Consider the following 3,073-nt stretch of genomic DNA (forward strand, 5'->3'; position numbering starts at 1 on the left):
GAACACTCGAGTTAGAAACGGGGTGACGTGAGCGCGTTAAGGATCAGGGTGTTCACGTTGGCCGGAATGGCTGTTCAACTTCGCCGGAATACGCATTGCTTTCTGGTGTGCTTTCCATGCCTCTTGCAGTTGTTCAGAGGTCATGTCCTCGGGTTTCACTGGTTTGGCATGGCGGCTTTGGTCGGGTTTGTAGCCTGTTGCTTTATAAACATCAAAAGGCTCGTCTGACTTTTCGGTAGGTGAGGAAGTGTCATCAAGAGAGCTGATGACACGGGGAATGTGAGCGTCTGCATCCACGCGGGTTGTACTTCGGTCTGAGGCGTCAGCCATCGGGATTACGGAAGACCCAACATTCTCAGTGTTGCCCTGGGAAGCGCTCCCGTCTGTATCATCGTCCTCATAGAAGTGAGCCATTTGCTGAAATAACCACACTTTATCTTCACTATACCCATGCTCCGCAGCGCGAGCGATGAGTGCAGCCTTTTCCGCAGCGGCTTGCTCCTCCCTCATGCGCTCATTCTCAGCCCACTTCGCTTCGGCGTCAGTGATTACCTGAGCAACCGTCTTGGGGCTCTTGATGCGATACATTTCTGCAATAGCGTTTGCCGTTAATCCATCGCAATAGGCTTCAATAATCGCTTCATTGCGGCGAGTCTTACATTCCACAGACAAGGTGGGATGTGGATTATCCTTGAAACCTGTGAATTTGTTGTAAGCCACTTCCAGCACAGTCTTGGAGGTCCCAATGGCCTTAGCTATAGCGGGGATGTCTGGCTCGAATGCGTTCTTCATTAATTCGCGGGGATAGCCCTTCTCCACGATTTTCGCGATGATGTTACGATAATCGGCAGCACTGTTTCGCTTCCCGTGTTTTGTATTAGCCCCCATTGCATGTAATTGTACGTCTACGCTCGAATCAGCTTCCTCAATAGAAAAGTGATGAATCGGGATCTCGGTGATACCTAACCGTTTGAATGCCTCCATTCGGTGAAACCCATCGACTAAGTACAGCTGAGACCCCCAAAGACACTGTAGACGGATAGGTGTAGCGAAAGGGACTCCCTCTTGGATCAGCGTGGCAAGATACGCCACATTGTTATTGTCCAAGGGGCCAACACGGTACTGATACTCTGGACTGATGATAATCGTGGATGCGTTGATAGTCTTTTGTGACCTGATTTCATTGATAGCACTGTCTGGGTGCGCGGTGGACTTTTCAGTAGTATCAGTAGGAACAAGAGCTGGGGAGAGGATCTCGATCTTATCGGTTGTCATAGCGTTCTAGTTTGGCAGTTGTTGAGTTGGTATTTCCCGTAAATTTCGGATTTTACCAATTTGATCAGATTCCCGACTCCATGACAACCATACGTTGGGATTATCACTATTCTTCGGAATTCTGAACTGGTTGGTTAGGAAACGGCAGTGATGTCCTTCAGAGGATCACCATAGCAGTAGTGTTGATAGGTCTTCCCTGCATCTTCCCTGACAATTGGTTTTATTGGCGATTCATGGGGTTACTAAACAATGGCAGCATGGTAGACAATGGATTGCCCTGAAGATGGTTTCTGGGGAGACCGTGGGTAATCTTGAAGATACCTGACGTAAGTAAGGTAAGAGAGAAGTTATCTGGGGTGTCTTAAAGATGTCTTTTAGTATTGGTCTTTTCGTATCCCCCCTATGGTCAGGGAAAAGTAACTAGCTCCAATTGCCCCTGCTCTGGAGGTCTCTGGAAGGTGTTTTATTGGTGCCTTCGGGATAATCGTCGGGAGTACAGACCTCGGGACATACCCACGGACAACAAACAGGGGCATTCAGACGAACAAGCGCAGATTCGGCCCCAGGCTCCCCCTCTGGTCCCTTCCAGATAGCCTCTCAGACGATCTCTCTGATCACCATACGCATTCCCCCATGTTACCCCACACGCTCACCCCTGCACGATCTCACAGGTCCACAGAGAAAGCCTGAAGATAGCAGGGACACGGATGGAAGGGAGGCAATGAGAAAGGTCCAGAGGGACAGGCGCAGGGTCATCGTCGAGTCCTCCCAAACGACAAACCCCCAAGGTGTCGCGGTGAACAGCCTCGGGGGCGATTGAAAGATTCGATCAAAGTGGGTCACTCGATCAGTTCTTTCTATTGGTCAGGGTAAATTAGTTTTTTCTAATGTTTTGCGACAGTCCAAGTGATCGATCCTTTCGATGGTCCTAGGTTCAACCGATAGACACACTCGATCAACACAGCTCCCCATCCTCTCGCATCCTTGTTGATAGGCGATGGACAGTCGCTCGGCTGACTCCATGAAGCGTAGCGATTTCTCGCAGGGACTTGCCGCCTTCCAGCAGGGTCGCCTTGATTGCATCCTCGTCGATACTCTTGGGCCTGCCTGTGTACTTCCCCGCAGCCTTAGCTTTGGCGATCCCTTCCATCTGACGCTCCTTGCGTAGAGCCGTCTCGAACTCAGCAAAGGCGCCCAGCATGGTGAACATCAGCTTCCCTTGGGCTGTCGTCGTCTCTAAGTTCTGGTCCAGTACACGCAGGGTCACGCCCTTGGCTTCCAGTTGTTCCGTAATGTCCAGCAGGTCAGCGAGAGAACGGCCCAGACGGTCCAGCTTGGTGATCACCACATCGTCCCCCTCTCGGACATACCGCAGGAGTTCGGCTAGTTGCTCACGGCCATCTGTGCTGGTCCCTGATACCTTCTCTTGGTACACACGCTCACAACCGGCCTTTGTCAGCTTATCCAGTTGAACATCCAACGATTGACCGACAGACGACACACGTGCATAACCGATAACCTGTCCCATCACTCTCTCCTACTCAATCAACCAATGCCCAAGCTGTCATAGGGACTTTCCCCGCATCAAAATGCCTTCCAGCAGCTATCTCTGCTTGCCGGTGGTCAATCGCTGCGATGACCTTCAGCTCCTCTTGGAGGCCCGTAGCAGCAGCCTTATCAAGCATCCTTGGGGCAACTCTATCCAGTGACTTCCTGTCCTTGAATCGGCGAAGCCTGATAACCAAGTCATTCATGCGGAAATCTCCTTCATCTTCTTCCTATTGCTTCAACGTGAGTC

Annotated in this window: 3 protein-coding genes; all 3 read right to left on the reverse strand. The window is 51.1% G+C overall.

All coding sequences use genetic code 11. The features are described from left to right. Positions 1-36: 36 nt before the first annotated feature. Complete coding sequence (locus AB5Y50_RS16270) at positions 37-1,275, reverse strand: hypothetical protein (protein WP_368163086.1); 1,239 nt, start codon at positions 1,273-1,275, stop codon at positions 37-39. A 955-nt stretch (positions 1,276-2,230) separates the two neighbouring features. Next, positions 2,231-2,803 (reverse strand): recombinase family protein, encoded by a 573-nt coding sequence (locus AB5Y50_RS16275; RefSeq protein ID WP_265468271.1) that lies wholly within the window; start codon positions 2,801-2,803, stop codon positions 2,231-2,233. A gap of 13 nt (positions 2,804-2,816) precedes the next feature. Beyond that, positions 2,817-3,029 (reverse strand): Hha/YmoA family nucleoid-associated regulatory protein, encoded by a 213-nt coding sequence (locus tag AB5Y50_RS16280; protein ID WP_010673871.1) that lies wholly within the window; start codon positions 3,027-3,029, stop codon positions 2,817-2,819. Between the last annotated feature and the right edge of the window lie 44 nt (positions 3,030-3,073).

Source organism: Aeromonas sp. s6, assembly GCF_040907815.1.
In the GTDB taxonomy this organism is placed as follows: Bacteria; Pseudomonadota; Gammaproteobacteria; order Enterobacterales; family Aeromonadaceae; genus Aeromonas; species Aeromonas caviae.

Excerpts from the sequence above, each read along its gene's own strand:
- AB5Y50_RS16270 (WP_368163086.1), bottom strand. The coding sequence starts at position 1,275 with ATGACAACCGATAAGATCGAGATCCTCTCCCCAGCTCTTGTTCCTACT.
- AB5Y50_RS16275 (WP_265468271.1), bottom strand. The coding sequence starts at position 2,803 with ATGGGACAGGTTATCGGTTATGCACGTGTGTCGTCTGTCGGTCAATCG.
- AB5Y50_RS16280 (WP_010673871.1), bottom strand. The coding sequence starts at position 3,029 with ATGAATGACTTGGTTATCAGGCTTCGCCGATTCAAGGACAGGAAGTCA.